The sequence below is a fragment of the Burkholderia sp. LS-044 genome (assembly GCF_004803625.1).
Classification (GTDB): domain Bacteria; phylum Pseudomonadota; class Gammaproteobacteria; order Burkholderiales; family Burkholderiaceae; genus Burkholderia; species Burkholderia cepacia.
Genome location: NZ_SSWO01000010.1, coordinates 84,301 through 106,328 on the forward strand (window position 1 = coordinate 84,301; position 22,028 = coordinate 106,328).

The following is a 22,028-nucleotide window of genomic DNA, read 5'->3' on the forward strand; positions in this document are numbered from 1 at the left end:
TGACGGCGGCAGGCCGGGCCGGCACCCATGCGCACGGCCCCTCGCCCGGTCGCTTCCCCGTCGCCCCACGGCGACGCGACCGCCGCCGATCCCTACCTTTTCCCGACAGTCCGCCTCCAGCAAGCCGTCGAAATCGGCCCTGAAAGGAAGACACGTTAAAATCTCCCCTCGCGTGGTGCGCCGCCCGCACCCGCCATCCATCGCCAGCCGCGTGCCCTCGGGCCGCCCCCGACCCATGGAGTGAGTGTCAATGAGCGGCGGACTTCCGTTTCCCGCATCCCGCAAGTCGTTGCCGTCCTCGACGGTCTTCCTGATTCTCGCCGCCGCCGCGCTGCTGTCCGGCTGCGGGCTGCTGCCGGTCCAGAATCCGCCCGCGCCGATCAGCGAGGCGCTCGTCGAGCCCATCCAGGAAACCGCCGGCGAACCGCTGACGATGCCGCCCGTGCCGGCGCCGACGCAGCCGGAAGGGCCGGAAGCGCCGAAAAAGCCGCACCGCGAAGTCACGCGGCCGAAGCCCGTGCAGCGCCCCGAATCGCCGACTCCGCCGCCGCCACCGCCCGCGCCGATCGTCGCGACGCGCCCGCTCGACCGCACGCAGATCCATGCGCTGCTCGACAGCGAAGTCGCGCGCCGCAACGGCAAGGTGATCGGCCGCGCGGTCGACATGGTGACCGACGCGAGCGGCAAGCCGCGCGAGATGGTCGTCAACCTGCAGGGCTTCATGGGCGTCGGCGACCGCAAGGTCATCTTCCCGTGGAACGTGTTCCGCTTCACGCCGGGCGGCAAACAGGAGCCGATCGTGCTCGACGTGCCGTCGGGCGACCTGCCGCCGGCCGCGCGGCCCAAGGCCGTGCCGCTGTCAGGTTCGGCCGCGGCCTCGCCCGCGACGCGCCTGCCATTGCTCGACAGCGACGTCGAGCGCCCGAACGGCACGAAGATCGGCCGCATCGTCGACGTGCTGATCGACCGCGCGTCGCAGCCGCAGGCTGTCGTGCTCGACCTCGGCGGGCTCGTCAATACCGACCGCCGTTCGATCGCCGCGAGCTGGGGCGCGCTGCGCTTCGTCACGCGCGACAAGGCGCTGCGTCCGCAGCTCGACCTGAACGACGCACAGATCAAGGCGTCGCCGCCCTACGCGGCCGACAAGCCGATCGTCGCGGTCTACCCGCCCGTTGCCCCGGCACCGGCTTCGTCTGCGAGTGCGACCCGATGACGATCAAGCATTCCGTCAGCGTACGCAGTCTCCGGTCCCTCGACTGGCTCAACTTTTTCGTTGCAAACGTTCAAACAGGGTTCGGTCCGTTCATCGCGTCCTACCTCGCGTCGCACAAGTGGACGCAGGGCGAGATCGGCATGGTGCTGTCGATCGGCACGATCAGCGCGATGGTCAGCCAGGTGCCGGGCGGCGCGGCCGTCGATGCGCTGAAGAACAAGAAAGGCGCGGCCGCGTGGGCGATCGCGGCCATCATCCTGTCCGCAGTGCTGCTCGCGTCGAGCCCGACGATCGTGCCGGTGATCGCCGCCGAGGTGTTCCACGGTTTCGCGAGCTGCATGCTCGTGCCGGCGATGGCCGCGATCTCGTTCTCGCTCGTCGGCCGCGCCGACCTCGGCGACCGGCTCGGCCGCAATGCGCGCTGGGCATCGATCGGCAGCGCGGTCGCGGCGGGCCTGATGGGGCTCACCGGCGAATACTTCTCCGCGCGTGCGGTGTTCTGGCTGACCGCCGTGCTGGCGTTGCCCGCGCTGTTCGCACTCGCGATGATCCAGCCGACGCACGAAGTGATCCCGCAATCGTCGAAGCCCGACGACCACGGCGACCGCGACGAATCAGGCGAACGCGAGACACTGCTCGAACTGCTGCGCGACCGCCGGATGCTGATCTTCGCGGCGTGCGTCGTGCTGTTCCACCTGTCGAACGCGGCGATGCTGAACCTCGCGGCCGGTGAGGTCACGGCCGGGATGGGCGAGAACGTGCAGCTCGTGATCGCCGCGTGCATCATCGTGCCGCAGGCGATCGTCGCGATGCTGTCGCCGTGGGTCGGCCGCTCCGCGCAGCGCTGGGGGCGCCGGCCGATCCTGCTGCTCGGCTTCTCCGCGCTGCCGGTGCGCGCGCTGTTGTTCGCGGGCGTGAGCAGCCCGTACCTGCTGGTGCCGGTGCAGATGCTCGACGGCATCAGCGCCGCCGTGTTCGGCGTGATGCTGCCGCTGATCGCGGCCGACGTCGCGGGCGGCAAGGGACGCTACAACCTGTGCATCGGGCTGTTCGGGCTCGCGGCCGGGATCGGCGCGACGCTCAGCACCGCGGCTGCCGGCTACGTCGCCGATCATTTCGGGAATGCCGTCAGCTTCTTCGGGCTCGCGGGCGCCGGCGCGCTGGCCGTGCTGCTGGTCTGGCTCGTGATGCCCGAAACGCGCGTCGAGAACGGCGACGCGGCAGCCGACGAACCGGCCGCCGCATCGCCCGAACAGGCGCACTGACGCCCGCGCGCCGCCGCTACCCGCTTCCAGGTCAACGCATGATGGATACGATCAGGACACTCAACGAAGCCCGCCAGCAGATCCAGCAGTCGATCTTCGATCTGTTCAAGGGGCTGTCATTCAGCGAACGGCTCGCGCAAGGCGGACTGATGGCGCTGCAGGCCGTGTGCAGCGCATGCCTCGCCTACGTGATCGGCCGCGCGATGCATACCGAGCAGGCCGTGTGGGCGGCGATCACCGCGATCGCCGTCACGCAGCACAACTACTCGGACACGATGTCGCTGTCGCGCGACCAGTTCATCGGCGCGATGGTCGGCGGCGTGCTCGGCTTCGCCGGCGCGGCACTCGGCGGCGACCGCCTCGTCGCGTATGCGATTACCGTCGCGGTCGTGATCGTCTGCTGCTGGTGCCTGAACGTCGGCAGCGCGGCACGGCTCGGCGGCGTAACCGCGACGATCGTGCTGCTGTTTCCGGGCAACGGCCCGCTGTGGGACGTTCCGCTGATGCGCCTCGGTGAAGTGACGCTCGGCACCGTGTGTGCGCTGGGCGTGTGCTGGGTGATGTCGAGAATCGAGCGCCGCTGGTTCCGCCACGCAGCGGCAAAGTGACGCGGCTGCCCGGCGCGCATCGCGGCATCGCGATACGCGCCGGACGATCGGCAAGGTCAGCCGCCGATCCGCAGCACGATGCCGGAACCGATCTGCACCAGCAGGTGATCCCCGCCGACGCCGACCCATTGATAGCCGCGCGGCGGCGGGCTCAGGTGATAGCCGCGCCAGTCGTCGATCACGTACTGGCGATCGCGGAACTCGGGGGGAAGCCGGTCGCCCTTGTGCCACTCGCGGCGCGGCTGGTCGGCCCAGCGCGGCGGCACGTCGTCCTCATGACGCATCTGGCCGGGCGGCATGTGTTTCGGGCCGTGGCCGCGCTGCATGCCGTGGCCGCCCTGGTCGTGGTGGTTGTCGTGGTCCTGCGCCATCGCGGCCGGTGCGGCGAAACCCGCCGCGATCACCGCGGCCAGCATCATCCCGTGCATCTTCTTCATCGTGCGTTCCCTCCGTGTCGTCACGTCGAACGAAACCACTCGAACTGCCCGATGAAGACTAGCACACGGTATCGCGCGGCTACGTAACCGCGCGTTACGCCGCCTGCTGCTGGTACTGGATCCGGTGCAGGTGCGCGTAGAGGCCGCCGTGGCGCAGCAATTCGTCGTGGCTGCCCTCTTCGACGATCTTGCCGGCCTCGAGCACGAGGATGCGGTCCGCGCGCTCGATCGTCGACAGCCGGTGCGCGATCACGAGCGTCGTGCGGCCTTCCATCAGCCGTTCGAGCGCGGCCTGCACGTGGCGCTCCGATTCCGAGTCGAGCGCCGAGGTCGCTTCGTCGAGAATCAGGATCGGCGCGTCCTTGTAGATCGCACGCGCGATCGCGAGCCGCTGGCGCTGGCCGCCGGACAGCCGCATCCCGTTGCCGCCGACGAGCGTGTCGAGCCCGTCGGGCATCGCGGCGACCGCATCGGCGAGGTTCGCGGCCTCGAGCGCGGCCTGCACGCGCGCGCGGTCGGGCGTCTGCCCGTACGCGACGTTCGCGGCGATCGTGTCGTTGAACAGCACGACGTCCTGGCTGACCATCGCCATCTGGCCGCGCAGCGCGTGGAGGTCGTAGTCGGCCACCGGCACGCCGTCGACCAGGATCGCGCCGTCGGTCGGGTCGAAGAAGCGCGGCAGCAGGTTCACGAGCGTCGTCTTGCCGCTGCCGGACGGCCCCGCGAGCGCAATCATTTCACCCGGCGCGACCTTGAACGAGATGCGGTCGAGCGTCGGCCGCTCGGTCGCGCCGTAGTCGAACGACACGTTGCGGAACTCGATCTCGCCGCGCGCATGCGGCAACAGCCGGCCGCCGCCCTGCGGCTCGGCCGGCTCGTCGATCAGCCCGAAGATCAGCTCGGCGGCCGTCATCCCGCGCTGCAGCGGCTGGTTGACGTCGATCAGGTGCTTGAGCGGCGAGATCACCAGCAGCATCGACGTGACGAACGCGACGAAGCCGCCGACCGTCGTCTGGTCGTTCGACGACTGCACGACCGCGATCGTGATCACGACCGCGAGCGCGATCGACGCGAGGAACTGCGTGAGCGGCTGAGCGAGGCCGCCGGAAACCGTCATGCGCATCGCGTAGCCGCGCAGGCGCTTGCTCATCTGCGTGAAGCGGTCGATCTCGTACGCTTCGCCGTTGTGCACCTTGACGACCTTGTAGCCGCCGACCGTCTCCTCGACGATGTACGACAGCTCGTTGGTCAGCGTCTGGTGCTCGCGGTTCAGGCGGCGCAGGCGGCGGTTGATCTTGCTGACGAGCCAGCCGATGCCCGGCAGGATCACCGCGACGATCAGCGTGAGCCGCCAGTTCAGGTAGAACAGGTAGCCGAGCAGGAAGATCACCGTCAGCGAATCGCGCACCAGCGTGACCATCACGCCCGTCAGCACCGACAGGATCTGGTTGACCTCGAACACGATCGCGTTGATCACCGTGCTCGCGGTTTCGCGCTGAAAGAACGATGCGCCGGTATGGATCATCCGCTGGAACATCTCGAGCCGCAGTTGCAGCAGGATGCGGTTCGATACGTAGTTGAGCAGGTAATTCGACGTGTACTGGGACATGCCGCGCACGAGCGCGAGGCCGATCACCGCGATCGGCACGTACCATTTCGCACGGTCGCTGCCGTGCGCGCCGAAGCCGTGGTCGAGAAGCGGCTTGAGCAGCGCCGGGATACCGGCCTCGGTGGCCGCGACGACGCCCATCGTCATCACGGCGAGCACCACGATGCCGATCAGCGGCCGGATGTACGGCCACAGGCGCTTGAGGACCGTCACGGGCGAGGTGCCCGTGCCGTCCATCGGTTTGCGAAGAGTGTTCTGGGTTTCCAAGGCAATCCTTCTTGAGCCGCGAAGCGGCGCCCGGGCATGGCCGCCCGGGAGGTCGCCCCTGTCGGGCGGGTGCCGAAAAGGGCTCAACATTATAGCCGCACCGCCCCGGCGGGCACGGTCATGGCCGACACGGGGCCGACGCAGGGCCGACACGGCCGGCGGCCGGCCCGCGGGTATACTGCCGCTCACCGTTTTCTCCGCCTTTCCGACGATTTCATGGCTGAACCCTCCCTCGGCGTCGCCCTCATCGCCCTCAATGCGTCCGCGCGGCTTGCGCAGTGCCTTGCCGCGCTGTCGTTCGCCGACGACGTCGTCGTCATAGACGGCGGCAGCACCGACGATACCGTCGCGATCGCGCAGGCGCACGGCGCGCGCGTGATCGTCGAGCGCGACTGGCCGGGCTTCGGCCCGCAGAAGAACCGCGCGCTCGACGCGCTCGACACCGACTGGATCCTGTCCCTCGATACCGACGAAGTCGTCACGCCTGAACTCGCGCAGTCGATCCGCGACACGATCCGCGCACCGAACGCGCAGGTCTACGCGGTCGACCGGCTGTCGAGCTTCTGCGGCCAGTGGATCCATCACAGCGGCTGGTATCCGGACTGGGTGCCGCGCCTGTTCCGGCGCGGCTGCGCGCGCTTCTCGGACGATCTCGTGCACGAACGCCTCGTGTTCGATGGCGCGGCGCAGCGCCTGTCCGGCAAGCTGATGCACTACTCGTACGAGGATTTCGAAACCGTCGTGCGCAAGCTCGACGCGTATTCGACGGCCGGCGCGCGCCAGCGCCGCGCGGCCGGCCAGCGCGGCGGCTTCGGCAAGGCGCTCGCGCGCGGCGCCTGGGCGTTCGTGCGCACCTACGTGCTGCGGCGCGGCTTCCTCGACGGCCGCGCCGGCTTCATGATCGCCGTGTTCAACGCGGAAACCGTGTATTACCGGTTCCTGAAGCTCGGCCACGAACGGGCGCGCTGAGCGCCCGCCCGGCACGCGACCGGCGCGGCGTTACAATGCCGGGCTGCCCGCGCCGCGCGTGCCCGCTCGCCCGACAGGCGGCGCCGCGCGCCGCCCGCCACGACGACCACCGAATCCGACCGCCATGTTCTCCATCATCATTCCGACCTGGAACAACCTGCCGTACCTCAAGCTCGTCGTCGACAGCCTGCGCCGCCACTCCGCGTACGACCACCAGATCATCGTCCACGTGAACGACGGCTCCGACGGCACGCTCGACTGGGTGCGCAGCGAAGGCATCGAACATACCGCGTCGCCGACCAATATCGGCATCTGCCACGCGGTGAACTGGGCCGCCGCGCGCGCGACCCGCGACTACGTCGTCTACATGAACGACGACATGTTCTGCTGCCCCGGCTGGGACACGGCGCTCGTGCGCCGCATCGAACAGATGCCGACCGACCTGTTCATGCTGTCGGGCACGATGATCGAGCCGGTCGACACGCGCAACCCGTGCGTCGTGGTCAGCAATTTCGGCCGCGACGCCGAGCATTTCGATGCGGCGGGCCTCGTCGCGGCGGCCCCGAAGCTCGCGCGCGCGGACTGGCTCGGCTCGACCTGGCCGCCGACGCTCGTGCACCGCGACTGGTGGAACCGGATCGGCGGCTACAGCAGCGAACTGTCGCCCGGCATGAGCAGCGACAACGATTTCTCGATGAAATTCTGGGACGCCGGCTGCCGGATCTTCATCGGCGCCGGCGACAGCCTCGTCTACCACTTCCAGCAGAAAAGCACGGGCAAGATCGTCAAGAACGACGGGCGCCGCCAGTTCCTCAACAAATGGGGCATGACCCAGGCGACGTTCGACCGCTACTACCTGCATCGCGGCGAACCGGCCGGCACGCGCGTCGCGCTCGACACGCCGGCCATCGAAGGACGCCTGAAGCGCGCGCTGCTGCGCTCGCGGATCAAGCGCGCGTTCAGCTGATCGGGCCCCGAAAACAGCACGGAAACGCCCCCTGCTTCGCGTATACTCTGCGCCGTTCGTCCCGGCTCTCCCGCCGGGGGCGCGGCGCGCAGCACGATGCCCGCAAGCCGCATTCGTCCATTCGACAGGTTCCGATGCTTTCGTTTTCCGCTCCCGCCACGCGGCGCCTGACCGCCGCCCGCGCCTTCGCCGTTGCCGCGCTCTGCATGGTGCCGGTCTCGACCGCGCTGACCAACGTCTTCTGCGGGCTGTTCGCCGCCGCGCTCGTCATCTCCCCCGAATTCTGGCGTGACCTGCGCTCGTTGGTCACCGACCAGGCTTCGCTCGCGGCACTGCTGATCCTCGCCGCGCTGGCCGTCAGCGTCACTTATACGGTTGCGCCGCACGCCAAGGCGTGGAACTGGGTCGCCAAATACGACAAGCTGCTGCTGCTGCCTTTTGCCGTGGTCGCGTTCCGTCATTCGAACTGGGCGCCGATCGTGCAGCGCTGCTGGTTCGCCACGCTGTGCGTCATCCTGCTGCTGTCGACGACCAACTATCTCGGGCTGACCGCGATCGGGCCCGCGCATGCGACCCAGCTGCCGCTGTCGCGCGCATGGGTGTTCAAGAACCACATCGCCGCCGGCATGTTCGGCGCGCTGCTGTTCTACCAGGCCGCCGATTTCGCGCTGTCGGCGCGCACGACGCTGTCGCGCGTCGCTTGCGCCGCCATCGCCGCGTGGTCGCTGGTGAACGTCTTCGTGATGCTGCAGGGGCGCACCGGGCAAGTCATCGCGCTGCTGCTGATCCTCGTCGTCGCGGTGCGTTTCGTGCTGTTGCTGCGCCGCCGGTCGGCGCTGCGCGCGGGGCTCGTCGCCGGGGTGTTCGTCCTGGCCGGCATCGCGCTGGTGGTCGCGGCTTGCACGGTTCACAACGGCCGGCTCGTCAAGGTCGTGTCGGAAGTGCAGCAGTATCGGCAGAGCGATGCGGCGACGTCGACCGGGCTGCGCCTCGAGTGGTACAAGAAGGGCTTCGAACTGTATCGCCAGCGGCCGCTGATCGGCTATGGCGCGGGCGGCCTCGAATTCGAATTCGAGAAACTCACGGCCGGCAAGACGGCCGCCGAAGGCCAGCTGACATCGAACCCGCACAACGAATACCTGCTGATGGCCGTGCAGCTCGGGACGCTCGGCCTGCTGCTGTTCATCAACCTGATCGTGCAGATCGCACGCGGCAGCCGCGCGCTCGACCCGCGCTCGCGGCATCTGCTGCTCGCCTGGCTCGCGATCTTCGCAATCGGCAGTCTCGCCAATTCGTTGCTGCTCGATTTCGCCGAAGGGCACCTGATCGTGCTGCTGGCCGGTATCCTGCTCGGCTGCGGCGAGCGCGGCGAGGCGCTGCCGCGCGAGACGTCGGCGATCCGGCGCAGCGCGTAACGCTTAACGCGCGGCGGCCTGCGCCGTGCTGCCGACCGACTTCGGCGGCGGCGGCACCCGCCGTCGAAGCGACCGGGCTGCGCGCGTTCGGTGCGGCCCGTCGCGAAACAGGCCATCCAGAACGACAAAAAAGAACGGCGTGCGCCGCCCGCGCGTCAGTCGGAGCCGGCGCGATGCAGCCGTGACGTATCGACGGCGACCGCGGCCGGGCCCGGCGGATTCAGCCCGAGCATCTCGGCCGCTGCGGCCTTCACGCGCTGCGCACCGAGATTGACGAGGCAGTCGCTGCGGCTGTCGACCTTGCGCTCGCAGCCCTCGTGCCGGCACGGCACGCAATCGCCCTCCCCCTGCAGCAGCCACACGTTCCCGTGCCGCCCCGAGCCGCGCAGCGGCCACGGATTCTCGGTCGCCGGCCAGTGCTGCGGCCACGGCCCCCAGCGCACCGGGTCGGACGGACCGAACAGCGCGATCGTGTCGGTGCCGGTCGCGGCCGCGACGTGCGTCGCGCCGGTGTCGGGCCCGATGAAGAGCCGTGCGCGCCGTACGAGTTCGGCGCTTTCGCCGAACGTCAGGCGTCCGACCAGGTTCAGCACGTCGCCGCCCGCTTCGGCCGCGACCTGCTCCGCATACTCGCGCTCGCTGTCGGCCGGGCCGCCCGACAGCGCGACCGCATAGCCGTGCTCGCGCAGCCAGCCGATCATCTCGACCCAGCCGTCGAGCCGCCACTGCTTGTAACGGAACATCGGATACGGATGCAGGACGACCAGCGGCTTGCCGGCGCGGATCGCCGGCGACTCGGCGAGCCATGCGTCGAAACGCGCACGCCGTGCCGGATCGTCGCCGATGCCGGGCGCGACGACCTCGGACACCGGCTCGATGCCGATCACCGGCGCGAGTGCCAGCGTGCTGACGACCGTATGCGCGGATTCGTGATGATTGATCGCGATCCCGTTCAGCATCATCCGCGTGAGCCACGTCACGCGGTTCGGATCGACGAGGCCCACCCGCTTGCGGCCCGCGAACCAGCTGTAGAAGCGCGGCCGGTCGGAGCTCAGCGCCGCGCACGCAAGATCGTAGCGGCGCCACATCGACAGCGCGTCGCGCAACCGCTCGCGGAAACCCGCGCGCTGCGCGACGACGATCACGTGCCGCACGTCCGGATTGTGCTCAAGCACGCCTTCGGTGCCGCGAAACACCAACATGTCGATCTGCGCATCCGGCCAACGGGCCTTCAGCGAACGGACGAGCGGCGTCGTCAGCAGCACGTCGCCGATACGGCGCGGCGCGGCCACGAGGATGGTTCTGGGCGGGCGGGCGGAAGAAAACAGGGCCACGGCGATTGGGGTATCCGGCTGGCTGAACAAGGCTGGCAATGTACAGGATTTTGCAGCAGCCGGCGCGGCCTGGCGAATCGGCCATGCGGCAGCCCTGATACGGCCCTGCTCATGCAGGGATGCCCGGCAGGCGCACCGCGCGCCGCGCGCCGGTGCCGGGCCGGTGCCGCACGCGGAGGCTTGTGACGCCCGTGACGCTACGAGGCCGCCAGGATCACCGGCGCCGCAACCGCGGCAGCCGGCCGCGGGCGGGCTGCGTCGGCCAGCGGTTCGTCGCGATGGGTGGCCTGCGGCAGCAGATGACGCACCGCGCGCTCGACCGCGTCGACACCGATCGCGTCGACGGTCGCGCCGGCGCGCAGGATCACGTGCGGCACACCGAGCGGATGCCAGCGCAGGTATTTCTCGGGACGATCCTCGAACAGCGCGGCGACGGGCACGCCGAGCGCCGACGCGAGGTGCACGGGGGCGCTGTCGGCCGAGACGATCGCATCGAGCAGGCTCGCGGCCGCCACCAGCTCGGCGACCGACGAAGGCGCGACATGGCGGGCGCTCACGTCGCGCCACGAGTCGTCCTCGGGCGCATGGCCCACGGCCGGGTCGCGAAACACGATCACGTCGACGCTCGGCGCAAGGCGCTCGGCGAGGTCGTGCCAGCGATCCGCGGGCCAGCGCCGCTCGGCCGCCTTGTTCGTCACGAACAGCCCGACCCGCGGCTTCGTGCGCGCGCCGAGCAGCCGATGCCACGCGTCCTGCAGCGCGCGGTCGGGATGGACCGACAACTCGAGACGGTCGAGATCGGCGCGGCCGAGCTCGGGCACGAGCCGGAAACCCGACAGTGCCTCGTGGCACATCGGCCGCTGCGCGACATGCTCGGGCTTGCGATCGTCGAATTCGGTCTCGGCATCGTGCCAGCGGCAATCCTTCGCGCCGATCTGGCGCGCGAACTGCATGCTGCTGCGATGCATGCCGCCGTTCGGCACGACCACGAGGTCGAACCGCAAGCGGCGCAGGCGACGCACGAGCCGCAGCCGGTCGAAGAACGCACGCATCCGCCCGGGACGGTCGTTGCGTTCGCATTGGCGGCTGTACACGTAGGTGTGGATCATGTCCACGTCAGGGTTTCCGGCCAGCGCGGCCGCGTTGTAGCGGTTCGCGACCACATGCAGTTCCGCGCCGGGCCAGCGCTCCTTCAGCGCACCGAGAAACGCCGTCGTGCACAGCATGTCGCCCAAAAAATCGATCCGGATCACGAGGATCCGCTGCGGCGGGTTCCCATTGGCCATGGTCATGTGGTGACTGTCAGTTCATTGTTGTCGCGACGGGCCATTTCCCCGCATCCGGTTCCGGGACGGCCTTGTCGCATATTGCCGCTCGCCGCACGGATCCGCCCCCGTTCATGCGCGCGATACCGGCGCCACCCGCCGGACGAGCGGCGATCGGCGCCGCGTTCGTGCGGCCAGCGCCGGATTGTATAGCGTCCGGATGGCCAGCCCAAGACCCGCTTGCGTGAACATGCAAAACGGCCCGCCGCACCGCACGATGGCGATGCGGCGGGCCGCGTGGCGCGACAGCCTACGGCTGAAGCGCGGTCAGTACGTGATTTCGACGACGCTGCCGTCGAACGCCGCACGCAGCTCCGCGAGCAGCACGTCGCTCGGCTTCACGCGCCATGCGTCGCCGAGGCGCATTTCGCCTTGAGCCCGCGCGTTGCTGTAGTGAACCTGCACCGCGAGCCCGTTGGGCAGCGGCGCCTGCGGACGGCGGCCGCCGTCGCGCCCGCCGCCGCGCGGTGCAGGCGCCTCGACCGCAGCCGTGGCCGCGGGATCGTCCTTCGACACGTGCGGCTCGAGCACGCGGCGCAGCGCGGCCGCGTCGGCGTTGCCGTTCATCGTCAGCCGCACGGCCTGCGCATAACGGCTGCGCGCGCGTTCGAGATCCATCACCGTGTCGGCCGTGAAGCGGATGCCGCCCGTGAACGCATCGTTGCGCGCCTGCCCCTGCACGATCAGCAGTTCGTCTTCCTTGAACAGCGCCTTGTTCGCCTCGAACTGCTCGTTGAAGATCGTGATCTCGCACTGGCCCGAGCCGTCGTCGAGCAGCGCGATCAGCATCTTGCCCCGCTGGGTCATCTGCGTGCGCAGCGAAGCGATGATGCCGGCCACGAGCTTGTCGCGCCCTTCCTTCAGGTCGCCGACCTTCTGCCGCACGAAGCGGCGCACCTCGTCGCGATACGCGTCGAACAAGTGGCCGGACAGGTAGAAGCCGAGCGCGCCCTTTTCTTCCTGCAGGCGGCGCTTGTCGTCCCACGCGGGCTCGTCGACGAGCGCATGCGCGTGCGGCGATTCGGCGCCCATGTCGAACAGGCCGGCCTGCATCGCGTTCGCCTCGGCCTGGTCGGCCGCTTCCATCGCCAGCGGCACCGACGCGATCAGCTGGGCGCGGTTCGTATTCAGCGAATCGAATGCGCCGGCGCGGATCAGCGCCTCGACCGTGCGGCGGTTGACGACGCGCCTGTCGATCCGCTCGCAGAAGTCGAACAGGTCGGTGAATGGCTTTTCCTCGCGGGCGCGCAGGATTTCCTCGATCGCGTTCTGGCCGCTGCCCTTCACGGCGCCGAGGCCGTAGCGGATCGTGCGCGAGCGCTTGCCGTCGGCTTCCGCGACCGGCTCGAAGCGGTAATGCGACTGGTTGATGTCGGGCGGCAGCACGGCGAGGTTGTTCACGATGCAATCGTCGAACAGGATCTTCACCTTGTCGGTGTCGTCCATCGCGAGCGTCATGTTGGCCGCCATGAATTCGGCCGGATGGTGCGCCTTCAGCCACGCGGTGTGATACGCGAGCAGTGCGTAGGCAGCCGCGTGCGACTTGTTGAAGCCGTAGCCCGCGAACTTCTCCATCAAGTCGAAGATCTCGTCGGACTTCTCGCGCGTGAGGCCGTTCTTCGCCGCACCCTCGGCGAAGATCTCGCGATGCTTGGCCATCTCCTCGGGCTTCTTCTTGCCCATCGCGCGACGCAGCAAGTCCGCGCCGCCGAGCGAGTAGCCGCCGATGATCTGCGCCATCTGCATCACCTGCTCCTGATAGACCATGATGCCGTAGGTCTCTTTCAGGACGGGTTCGACGCGCGGATCCGGATAGTCGACCTTCTCGCGGCCGTGCTTCCGTGCGCAGAAGCTCGGGATCAGGTCCATCGGGCCCGGACGGTACAACGACACGAGCGCGATGATGTCCTCGAAGCGGTCGGGCTGCGCATCCTTCAGCATGCCCTGCATCCCGCGGCTTTCCAGCTGGAACACGGCGACCGTGTTGGCCTTCTTCAGGATCTGGAACGAGGCGGGATCGTCGAGCGGCACCTGCGCGAGCGACCAGTCGGACTTCGACGGATCGAGGCGGCGGATGTAGCGCTCGGCCCAGTCGAGGATCGTCAGCGTCGTGAGACCCAGAAAGTCGAACTTCACGAGGCCGACGGCTTCGACGTCGTCCTTGTCGTACTGGCTGACCACGCCGCCGTCGTCGCCCTGCGTGTACAGCGGGCAGAAATCGGTCAGCTTGCCGGGCGCGATCAGCACGCCGCCCGCGTGCATCCCGACGTTACGCGTGAGGCCCTCGACGCGCTGCGCGAGGTCGAGCAGCTGGTGCACTTCGTCCTCGTGGTCGTAGCGCTCCTGAAGCTGCGGCTCCTCCTTCATCGCGTCGGCGATCGTCACGTGCTTGCCCGGCTTGAACGGGATCAGCTTCGCGATGCCGTCGGTGAACATGTAGCCGAGGTCGAGCACGCGGCCGATGTCGCGCACGGCCGCTTTCGCGGCCATCGTGCCGAAGGTGGCGATCTGCGATACGGCGTCCGCGCCGTATTTTTCCTTCACGTACTGGATCACGCGATCGCGGCCGTGCTGGCAGAAGTCGATGTCGAAGTCGGGCATCGACACGCGTTCCGGGTTCAGGAAACGCTCGAACAGCAGGTTGTAGCGCAGCGGGTCGAGATCGGTAATGCCGAGCGCGTACGCGACCAGCGAACCGGCGCCCGAGCCGCGGCCCGGGCCGACCGGCACGCCGTTGTTCTTCGCCCAGTTGATGAAGTCCGCGACGATCAGGAAGTAGCCGGGAAAGCCCATCTTCGTGATGGTCCCGCATTCGAATTCGAGGCGCTTGTAGTACGTGTCGCGCTGCGCGTCGCGTTCGGCTTCGGCCGGATACAGCTGCGCGAGACGCGTCTCGAGCCCTTCCTTCGACAGCTGGACGAGGTAGTCGTCGAGCGACATGCCGTCCGGCGTCGGGAACAGCGGCAGCTTCGGCTTGCCGAGCTCGAGCTTCAGGTTGCAGCGCTTCGCGATCTCGACCGTGTTCGCGATCGCCGACGGCAGGTCGGCGAACAGCGCGGCCATGTCGTCCTGCGTGCGGAAATACTGGTCGGTCGTGAAACGCTTCTGGCGCCGCGGATTCGCGAGGATGTCGCCTTCCGAGATACACACGCGCGCTTCGTGCGCGGTGAAATCGTCGTCGGTCATGAACTGCGTCGGGTGCGTCGCGACGACCGGCAGCTTCAGCGCCGCGGCGAGCGTTGCGGCCTGCTGGATGTACGCCTCGGCGCCCGGCTGGCCGTAACGCTGCAGCTCGATGTAGAAGCCGCCCGGGAACACCTTCGCCCAGCGCTCGGCGTGACGGCGCGCGGCTTCTTCGTTGCCCGCGGCAAACGCGAGCCCGATATCGCCCTGTTGCGCGCCCGACAGCGCGAGGAGCCCCTGCGCGAGCTCGCCGTCGAGCCAGCTCGCGTCGAGTTCCGCACGACCGCGGTACTGGTTCGTGAGCCACGCCTTCGACAGCAGCTCGCAGAGATTCAGGTAGCCGACCTTGTCCTTGACGAGCAGCAGCAGCCGCGACGGCTTGTCGCGGTCGTCGGGATTGGCGATCCAGACGTCGCAGCCGGCGATCGGCTTGATGCCCTTGCCGCGGGCTTCCTGGTAGAAACGGACGAGACCGAATGCGTTGCCGAGATCGGTGAGCGCGAGCGCGCCCTGACCGTCCGCGGCCGCCGCCTTGACGATGTCGTCAATGCGCACGATGCCGTCGGCAATCGAGAATTCGGAGTGAACGCGAAGATGGACGAAGCGGGGATCTGACATGGGCGCTATTGTAGCCGCCCCGCCGCGCAGGCTGCCCAAAAAATGCCCGCTTTGGCCGTTCGGCCGATGCTCGCGGCGACGCGTCGCGCGGTTGGCCGATCGGCCAGGTACCGATGCCCGCGCCGTTTGCGGGATAATACGGTTTTTCGAATCAACGCCCCGGCTTCGCACCCTTTTTTGCGGGCCGCCGTGCGGCCGTTTTCCCGTCGGACCATCATGACCATCGTCAACCTCGCCGCCTACCACTTCGTGTCGCTCGACGCGACCGAGCAATGGCGCCCGCTCGTCACCGCCCGCTGCAACGAACTCGGCCTGCGCGGCACGATCCTGCTCGCGCCGGAAGGCATCAACCTGTTCATCGCCGGCACGCGTGACGCCGCCGACGCATTCATCGCGTACATCCGTCACGATCCGCTGTTCGAGGGCAAGTTCGCGTCGCTGCAGTTCAAGGAAAGCCTGTCCGATTCGCAGCCGTTCCGCCGGATGCTCGTGCGCCTGAAGCGCGAGATCATCACGATGAAGAAACCGGCGATCAAGCCGGAACTCGGCCGCGCGCCGTTCGTCGACGCGCGCACGCTGAAGACGTGGCTCGACCGCGGCCACGACGACACGGGCCGCCCGGTCGTGATGCTCGACACGCGCAATGCATTCGAAGTCGACGTCGGCACGTTCGACAACGCACTCGACTACCGGATCGACAAGTTCAGCGAATTCCCGGAAGTGATCGACGCGAACCGCGCCGACCTCGAAGGCAAGACGGTCGTGTCGTTCTGCACGGGCGGCATCCGCTGCGAGAAGGCCGCGATCCACATGAAGGACATCGGCATCGAGAACGTGTACCAGCTCGAAGGCGGGATCCTGAAATACTTCGAGGAAGTCGGCGGCGCGCACTATCACGGCGACTGCTTCGTGTTCGACTACCGCACCGCGCTGAATCCGCAACTCCAGCCCACCGAGAACGTCACGTGCTTCGCGTGCCGCGCGGTCGTCACGCCGGAAGCGCAACAGTCGCCGAGCTACGTGCCCGGCCAGTCGTGCCCGGCCTGCGCACCGGCAGCCAGCGCAGCCTGACCGCGCGCCGCCCCGCGCCCCGATGAGCGCCTATCGCGGCCGCTTTGCGCCGTCGCCCACCGGCCCGCTGCACTTCGGCTCGCTGGTCGGCGCGCTCGCGAGCTGGCTCGACGCGCGCGCGCACGGCGGCGCATGGCTCGTGCGCATCGAGGATCTCGACGGCCCGCGCACGGTCCCCGGCGCGGCCGACGACATCCTCGCGACGCTCGCGCATTTCGGCATGACGCCCGACGAGCCGCCCGTCTGGCAAAGCACCCGCGACGCAGCCTATACGGCCGCGCTCGAACGGCTCGTCTCGGCCGGGCTCGTCTATCCGTGCGGCTGCACGCGCAAGGAAATCGCCGATTCGCTGCGCGCCGCGCACGAGCGCCACACGACGCTCGCCTATCCGGGCACCTGCCGCACCGGCCTGCACGGCAAGCCCGCGCGCGCGTGGCGGCTGCGCGTGCCAGACGGCGCCGCCGCGATCGTCACGTTCGACGATCGCTGGCAGCACGCGCAAACGCAGAACCTCGCGACCGAAGTCGGCGATTTCGTGCTGAAACGCGCGGACGGGCAATGGGCGTATCAGCTCGCGGTCGTCGTCGACGATGCCGATGCAGGCATCACGCACGTCGTGCGGGGCGCCGACCTGCTCGACTCGACCGCGCGCCAGATCTACCTGCAGCACTGCCTCGGCGTGCCGACCCCGCGATACCTGCACGTGCCCGTGGTGGTCGACGCGAACGGCGAAAAGCTCAGCAAGCAGACGGGCGCGACCGCGCTCGAACGCGACGATCCGCTGCCGGCACTGCAGGCTGCGGCCGCGCATCTGGGCCTCGCGCCGGACGGCGCGCTCGCAGGCACGACTCTCGATGCGTTCTACGCAGCCGCAACGGCCGCGTGGGCGACGCGCTTCGGGCCGCAGGCCGGCTGACGCGCGGTTTCGCGCCGGTTTCGCGCCGGTTTCGCGCCGGTTTCGTGCCGGTTTCGTGCCGATCGCGCGCCCGCCGGGTGCCGCTTGCATCGCTCTCCGCCGGCGCCAAGCGCCCTCTTCCGCTCCACCATCGAACCGAGCCCCCAATGAAAAACGGGCACATGCTCATCGCATGCACCCGCTTTTCCCGCAGCGCTCGCGCGCCGCGCCGTCGCATCCGCCAGGCTTACGCCGACGGCTTGCGCGGCATCCCGAACCCGCCGAGCAGCGCGGCGACCTGACGCTTCGGCCCCTTCTTCTCGGGCTGCTGCGCAGGCTGCGCGTCGTCCCGCTGCTTCGCGGGCGCCGACGGCTCGTACGGCTTCAGGAAGAAATCGTCGACCGGCGCTTCGTGGCGACGGTGATGACCGCGCTCGGAGCTGCCCGGGCGGCGTCCCGACGCACCGCGATGTTCGTCGCGTTCGCGACGGCCGCCCCGTTCGCCGCCGCGCTCGCTGTTGCGATCGCCGCCGCGGTCGTTGCCGCGCTCGTCGTGACGATGGCGCGCCGGCTTGTCGAGCGTGAGCGTCTGCATTTCGAGCGGACGCTTGATCAGCTTCTCGATATCGGCGAGCTGCTTGCGCTCGTTCGGGCTGCACAGCGACAGCGCGTCACCCGTCGCACCCGCACGGCCGGTACGCCCGATCCGGTGCACGTAGTCTTCCGCGCTGAACGGCAGGTCGAAGTTGATCACGGCGGGCAACTCGGCGATGTCGAGGCCGCGCGCGGCCACGTCGGTCGCAACCAGCGCCTCGATCTCGCCGCGCTTGAACGCGTCGAGCGCCTGCATCCGCTCGATCTGCGTCTTGTCGCCGTGGATCGCCGACGCGACCACGCCGTCGCGCTCGAGATTGCGCGCCAGCCGGCTTGCGCCGATCTTGCTGTTGCAGAACACGATCACCTGCTTGAGCCCGCGATCGCGCAACAGCTGCACGACGGCCGCCTGCTTGTCGCCTTCGGCGACGTCGTAGACGATCTGCGTGACGTTCGCGTTCGTCGAGTTGCTGCGCGCGACTTCGATCGTCTGCGGGTTGCGCAGGTAGGTCGACGCGAGCTTCTTGATTTCCGGCGAGAAAGTGGCCGAGAACAGCAGCGTCTGACGTTCCTTCGGCAGCAGGTTCAGGATGCGCTGCAGATCGGGCAGGAAGCCCATGTCGAGCATCCGGTCGGCTTCGTCGAGCACGAGGATCTGCACCTGGCCGAGATTCGCCGTCTTTTGCTGCACGTGGTCGAGCAGGCGGCCCGGCGTCGCGATCAGGATCTCGACGCCGCGGCGCAGTTCGGCCATCTGCGGGTTCATGTCGACGCCGCCGAACACGACCGCGCTGCGCAGCGGCGTGTGCTTCGCATACGCGTGCACGTTCGCGGCGACCTGGTCGGCGAGTTCGCGGGTCGGCGTGAGGATCAGCGCGCGCACCGGGTGGCGCGCCGGTGACGCGCTCGTGTTGGCCTGCGGCAGCAACCGCTGGATGATCGGCAGCGAGAAGCTCGCGGTCTTGCCGGTGCCCGTTTGCGCGGCGCCCATGACGTCGCGGCCGGCGAGCACGACCGGAATGGCCTGCGCCTGGATCGGCGTCGGCGTCGTATAGCCCTGCTCCGCAATGGCTTTCAGGATATCGGCGGCAAGGCCGAATTGATCGAAGGTTGCGTCGACGGGCTTGGCGACAGAATCGGACATGGTGGCGTTTCGCTCAAAAGGCGCGGCGGGGACATCGTGCGTCAGGCCAGCCGGGCCTGCGCTCATCACAATTCGGAAATAGACGGAGCCGCGGCGCGCCGCGCGGCGCCGCTCTGGCGCTTGGGACCGGTTCAATGCGAACGCTGGACGCCAGGCCGTGCGGACTCCGTTCGGCGCGAATGCCGGCGGAAAGGGGCGTATTGTAGCACTGCGCAGCCATCTGTCCGTGACAACGCCGCGAACGGCCCCAACGGCGGTACGCGCGACGGGCCCGGGCAGGCCCGCGCGGTCGACGAATGCCCCGATCGGGCTATCCCGATCGGTCGACGGATAATTTCAGGGGTCAGATTCCGGATCGTCTTGGCGGATCGTCCGCCGCCGGCCCGCGCGCCGGACAGTCACACCAGGGAGCCTGCCGCCGGCTGCCACCGCCAGGCACGATCCACGTTCCCGCCCGTCGCTCAGCCCTTCTTCTTTTTCTTCTCGACCTGGACGCAGTCGCCCAGCAGCGGCGGCGCATTCTGGTCGGCGATCTCGTCGCGCAGCGTCGCTTCCTTGCCCTTCGTCCACCACGTATAGCGGCCGGCCTGGTAGCGCGCGCCGGACGCCGACACGGTGTCGACGAACAGCATCTGCTTCCCGTTGACCGGCACGAGCGCGAAGCTCTGGCCGTTGCCCGCGAGCCAGTACGACACGCGCACGGGCTGTTTCTGGTTCGCGCACTGGTAGACGGCGAACTGGCGCGAATCGGCGTCGATCTCTTCGACGGTCAGTTGCGCGGCATGCGCGACGGAAACGGCGGTGCCGGCGAGCGCGAGCGCGGCGAGCGTTTGGCGAATCATGCAGGTCCTCTCACGAGACGGGTGGAAACGCGCCCTCGCGGGGCGCGCAATTATTGTTGGCGATCGCGTCGTATAGCGTGATCAGGGATCGATGACGTCGGCACACGCGTCGGTCGGCGCGGCCGCGAGATGGCCGACGAGCGGCACGATCTTGAGCCCGGCCGACGCCACCCGGCACGGTGCGGCCGCGACGCCGCAACCCGCGAGACTCGCGACCAGCGCCAGTGCGGCACCCAGCTTTCCGATACGCAGCCACCTTGGCGTCATCGTCCTCTCCTGGTTACGTCAGCGCGCCGACACGGGCCGGACGGCCGCGGCGGCACGCTTCGCGCGTTCGCGGGCTTCGTCGACGGTCGCGCCGGTGGCCAGCGCGACGCCCATGCGCCGCTTCGCAAAACTTTCCGGCTTGCCGAACAGGCGCAGGTCGGCGCCCGGCACCGCAAGCGCGTCGCGCACGCCTTCGAACGCGATGCCGCGCTCGTCGAGCCCGCCGTAGATCACGGCCGACGCGGCCGGCGAACCGAGCGCCGGATCGACCGGCAGCCCGAGAATCGCACGCGCGTGCAGCTCGAACTCCGACTGGCGCTGCGACGCGAGCGTGACGAGGCCCGTATCGTGCGGCCGCGGGCTCACCTCGGAGAACCACACGTCGTCGCCGCGCACGAACAGCTCGACGCCGAACAGCCCGCGCCCGCCGAGCGCCTCGGTGACCTTGTGCGCGATCTCGCGCGACTTCTCGAGCGCCGCCGCGCTCATCGGCTGCGGCTGCCACGACTCGACGTAGTCGCCCGCCACCTGCACGTGGCCGACCGGCTCGCAAAAATAGGTGCGCGTGGCGTCCGTCGCCGGATCGATCGCGCGCACGGTGAGCTGCGTGATCTCGTAGTCGAAATCGATGAAGCCTTCGACGATCACGCGGCCGTGGTTCACGCGCCCGCCCGCCATCGCGTAGTCCCACGCCGGTTTCACGTCGGCTTCGGTCTTCACGACCGACTGCCCCTTGCCCGACGACGACATCACGGGTTTCACGACGCACGGCATGCCGATCTTCGCGACGGCCGCGCTGAACGCTTCGAACGAATCCGCGAACGCATACGGGGACGTCGGCAGGCCGAGCTCCTCGGCCGCGAGCCGGCGGATCCCTTCGCGGTTCATCGTGAGCTGCGTCGCGCGCGCGGTCGGGATCACCTCGGCGAGACCGGCCGCCTCGATCGCCGCGAGCGCGTCGGTCGCGATCGCCTCGATCTCGGGCACGATCAGGTGCGGGCGTTCGGCCTCGACGATCGCGCGCAGCGCGGCGGCGTCGGTCATGTCGATCACGTGCGCACGATGCGCGACCTGATGGCCGGGTGCGTCCGGATAGCGGTCGACCGCGATGACTTCGACACCGAGACGCTGCAACGCGATGATGACTTCCTTGCCGAGCTCGCCGGCGCCGAGCAGCATGACGCGCGTGGCCGAGGATGAGAGCGGCGTACCGAGCCGCTGACCGATCTGCATGTGATTACCCGCTTCTGGTGGAGGACGAAAACGGCTCCGATGTTAACACGCGCCACGACACCGGTTTGGCGCGTTTCGCCGTGCCGCCGCCCCGCCTCGGGCCGCTCGCGAGCGGGCTGCGAACGTTTTCACGCGCGAAGTGTCGGCTCGCCTGCCGCGGGGCGGGTGCGTTACTCTTACGCCTTGATCAGAATCCGATGAGGAACGAGGCTCATGTCCCACCTGTCCGCGGCCGCACGCGCACGCACCGGCCTGCTTCGCCCGTTGCGCGCGCCGCTCTGCGCGTTGACGCTTGCCACGCTTCTCGCCGCCTGCGCGATGCCGACCCACCCCGATTCCGCCGCCCCCGCGCCCGACCCGTACAACCCGGCCGCCGTCCAGCTGCTCGACGACACGAGCTGGGAGCTCACCAGCTGGCTGAACGCCGACGGCACGCAGCGCGCGATCCCGCACGGCGACAACGGCGAGCCGATCAAGCTCGCGCTGTCGACCGAGTCGGGCATCCGGCGCGCGAGCGGGTTCTCGGGCTGCAACCGCTACATGGGCACCTACGCGATCAAGAACGGCCTGTTGAGCTTCGGGCCGCTCGCCGGCACGCGGATGGCCTGCCCGAATACGCTCGGCGGCCAGCTCGAACCCGCGTACCTCGACGCACTCGCCCACATCGACAAGACCGGCGTGCAGATGCGCGAGCCGCAGCAATTGCAGATCGTGACCGCGTCCGGCGCAACGCTGACCTTCACGCACCGGAGCCCCTGATGCAGCACCGCGC

Annotated in this window: 18 protein-coding genes; 9 read left to right on the forward strand and 9 right to left on the reverse strand. The window is 68.9% G+C overall.

Annotation, left to right across the window (positions count from 1 at the left end; all coding sequences use genetic code 11):
• Positions 1-250 precede the first annotated feature (250 nt).
• From E9536_RS24800 to E9536_RS24810, 3 genes are read left to right on the forward strand one after another with little or no spacing between them, the layout of a single operon-like run.
• A complete protein-coding gene (locus E9536_RS24800; RefSeq protein WP_027786828.1) occupies positions 251-1,213 on the forward strand; it encodes a PRC-barrel domain-containing protein in 963 nt (320 codons plus the stop codon).
• Complete coding sequence (locus E9536_RS24805; protein WP_124534217.1) at positions 1,210-2,478, forward strand: MFS transporter; 1,269 nt, start codon at positions 1,210-1,212, stop codon at positions 2,476-2,478. Before E9536_RS24800 ends, E9536_RS24805 begins: the two co-directional genes overlap by 4 nt.
• Positions 2,479-2,519: 41 nt before the next feature.
• On the forward strand, positions 2,520-3,086 hold the full coding sequence (locus E9536_RS24810; protein WP_027786826.1) for an FUSC family protein: 567 nt from the start codon (positions 2,520-2,522) through the stop codon (positions 3,084-3,086).
• 56 nt (positions 3,087-3,142) lie between these two features.
• Here the strand turns inward: E9536_RS24810 and E9536_RS24815 are convergent, their stop codons facing one another.
• Positions 3,143-3,523, reverse strand: coding sequence for an RcnB family protein (locus tag E9536_RS24815; protein WP_059688858.1), 381 nt, complete (start codon positions 3,521-3,523; stop codon positions 3,143-3,145).
• A 94-nt stretch (positions 3,524-3,617) separates the two neighbouring features.
• Complete coding sequence (gene msbA / locus E9536_RS24820) at positions 3,618-5,369, reverse strand: lipid A export permease/ATP-binding protein MsbA (RefSeq protein WP_247873505.1); 1,752 nt, start codon at positions 5,367-5,369, stop codon at positions 3,618-3,620.
• A 246-nt stretch (positions 5,370-5,615) separates the two neighbouring features.
• Between msbA and E9536_RS24825 the strand changes: the two genes are divergently transcribed.
• From E9536_RS24825 to E9536_RS24835, 3 genes are all read left to right on the forward strand, one after another.
• The gene (locus tag E9536_RS24825; RefSeq protein ID WP_048020453.1) at positions 5,616-6,368 is read left to right on the forward strand and encodes a glycosyltransferase family 2 protein; all 753 of its coding nucleotides are present in this window, start codon (positions 5,616-5,618) and stop codon (positions 6,366-6,368) included.
• 124 nt (positions 6,369-6,492) lie between these two features.
• Positions 6,493-7,335 carry a glycosyltransferase gene (locus tag E9536_RS24830; RefSeq protein ID WP_027786823.1) on the forward strand — a complete coding sequence of 281 codons (843 nt, stop codon included), beginning with the start codon at positions 6,493-6,495 and terminating at the stop codon, positions 7,333-7,335.
• Positions 7,336-7,469: 134 nt separating this feature from the next.
• A complete protein-coding gene (locus E9536_RS24835; protein ID WP_027786822.1) occupies positions 7,470-8,750 on the forward strand; it encodes an O-antigen ligase family protein in 1,281 nt (426 codons plus the stop codon).
• 155 nt (positions 8,751-8,905) lie between these two features.
• Here the strand turns inward: E9536_RS24835 and E9536_RS24840 are convergent, their stop codons facing one another.
• The 3 genes from E9536_RS24840 to dnaE form a co-directional block, all read right to left on the reverse strand.
• On the reverse strand, positions 8,906-10,084 hold the full coding sequence (locus E9536_RS24840; protein WP_060172958.1) for a glycosyltransferase family 9 protein: 1,179 nt from the start codon (positions 10,082-10,084) through the stop codon (positions 8,906-8,908).
• A 197-nt stretch (positions 10,085-10,281) separates the two neighbouring features.
• A complete protein-coding gene (locus E9536_RS24845) occupies positions 10,282-11,370 on the reverse strand; it encodes a glycosyltransferase family 9 protein (protein WP_060086003.1) in 1,089 nt (362 codons plus the stop codon).
• Positions 11,371-11,676: 306 nt separating this feature from the next.
• Complete coding sequence (dnaE, locus tag E9536_RS24850; RefSeq protein WP_027786819.1) at positions 11,677-15,210, reverse strand: DNA polymerase III subunit alpha; 3,534 nt, start codon at positions 15,208-15,210, stop codon at positions 11,677-11,679.
• Positions 15,211-15,426: 216 nt separating this feature from the next.
• On the opposite strand from dnaE, the gene E9536_RS24855 reads away from it, so the two are divergent.
• Together E9536_RS24855 and gluQRS are read left to right on the forward strand one after the other, a co-directional pair.
• Positions 15,427-16,281 (forward strand): sulfurtransferase, encoded by an 855-nt coding sequence (locus E9536_RS24855; protein ID WP_027786818.1) that lies wholly within the window; start codon positions 15,427-15,429, stop codon positions 16,279-16,281.
• A gap of 22 nt (positions 16,282-16,303) precedes the next feature.
• The gene (gluQRS, locus tag E9536_RS24860) at positions 16,304-17,197 is read left to right on the forward strand and encodes a tRNA glutamyl-Q(34) synthetase GluQRS (protein ID WP_136471044.1); all 894 of its coding nucleotides are present in this window, start codon (positions 16,304-16,306) and stop codon (positions 17,195-17,197) included.
• A 226-nt stretch (positions 17,198-17,423) separates the two neighbouring features.
• Here gluQRS and E9536_RS24865 read toward each other — a convergent pair whose 3' ends face one another.
• The 4 genes from E9536_RS24865 to purT all read right to left on the reverse strand — a co-directional run bounded on the left by E9536_RS24865 (position 17,424) and on the right by purT (position 21,256).
• Positions 17,424-18,980 carry a DEAD/DEAH box helicase gene (locus tag E9536_RS24865; protein ID WP_081066235.1) on the reverse strand — a complete coding sequence of 519 codons (1,557 nt, stop codon included), beginning with the start codon at positions 18,978-18,980 and terminating at the stop codon, positions 17,424-17,426.
• 395 nt (positions 18,981-19,375) lie between these two features.
• Positions 19,376-19,756, reverse strand: a complete 381-nt coding sequence (locus E9536_RS24875) for an MliC family protein (protein WP_021161266.1) — start codon at positions 19,754-19,756, stop codon at positions 19,376-19,378.
• An 81-nt stretch (positions 19,757-19,837) separates the two neighbouring features.
• Positions 19,838-20,023 (reverse strand): DUF6726 family protein, encoded by a 186-nt coding sequence (locus E9536_RS24880; protein ID WP_027786814.1) that lies wholly within the window; start codon positions 20,021-20,023, stop codon positions 19,838-19,840.
• A gap of 18 nt (positions 20,024-20,041) precedes the next feature.
• The gene (purT, locus tag E9536_RS24885) at positions 20,042-21,256 is read right to left on the reverse strand and encodes a formate-dependent phosphoribosylglycinamide formyltransferase (RefSeq protein ID WP_059590653.1); all 1,215 of its coding nucleotides are present in this window, start codon (positions 21,254-21,256) and stop codon (positions 20,042-20,044) included.
• 213 nt (positions 21,257-21,469) lie between these two features.
• Between purT and E9536_RS24890 the strand changes: the two genes are divergently transcribed.
• The gene (locus E9536_RS24890; RefSeq protein WP_059697969.1) at positions 21,470-22,015 is read left to right on the forward strand and encodes an META domain-containing protein; all 546 of its coding nucleotides are present in this window, start codon (positions 21,470-21,472) and stop codon (positions 22,013-22,015) included.
• The last annotated feature ends 13 nt before the right edge of the window (positions 22,016-22,028 follow it).